At 66.3% G+C, this 644-nt stretch carries 1 protein-coding gene; it reads right to left on the bottom strand.

Annotated elements, in window-relative coordinates:
* Positions 1-137 precede the first annotated feature (137 nt).
* Positions 138-506, bottom strand: coding sequence for a hypothetical protein (locus tag CFY91_RS15680; protein WP_093987299.1), 369 nt, complete (start codon positions 504-506; stop codon positions 138-140).
* Positions 507-644 lie beyond the last annotated feature (138 nt).

Consider the following 644-nt stretch of genomic DNA (forward strand, 5'->3'; position numbering starts at 1 on the left):
CGTTGCTGCGCAGTTGCTGGATATCGGCAGGCATCAGTAGGAGCTGTCCGGCAGGCAATCAGAGAGCGGCATGGTGAGGGTCGCGGGCCAATTCAGCCGGACATTTTTGCACAGTGCCGGCGCCGGCAACAGGCGGCTCAGCGATGCCCCGCGCGCAGCAGAATGCCCATGCAGGCCGGATAGATCAGGTAGTGCAGCAGGAACAGCAGCTGGCCCATGTGCCCGGGGGCATCCTGCAACCACATGAGCAGGTACAGGCCCAGATACAGAGCGCCCAGGCCGAGGGCGTAGCCCAGGCTGAGACGGATGATTTCAGCGCCATTCGGTGCGCGTTGCTGGCGCCACTGAAAGAGCAGGCGCAGGCCGCCGGCGGTCAGCAGGGCCACCAGCAGGGTGGCCGTGAAGCCACCCACGCGGAGCAGACCGCGCACGCCGAGGTTGAGCAGGATTACTGCGGCCAGGGCGCCCAGCACATAGTGCAGCAGCGCTGCATGACGGGTTGGCATGGCTCAGCTCAGCCGCTTGTCGAGGGCAAAGCGGCGTTGCAGCACGCGCATCAACAGCCGTTTGGGCAGCAGCGCAGCGAGCAGCGGCAGGGCGCGGCTACCTTTGCCGATACGCACGCGCAGCGGGCGGTTTTTCCG

Source organism: Pseudomonas fluvialis (genome assembly GCF_002234375.1).
In the GTDB taxonomy this organism is placed as follows: Bacteria; Pseudomonadota; Gammaproteobacteria; order Pseudomonadales; family Pseudomonadaceae; genus Aquipseudomonas; species Aquipseudomonas fluvialis.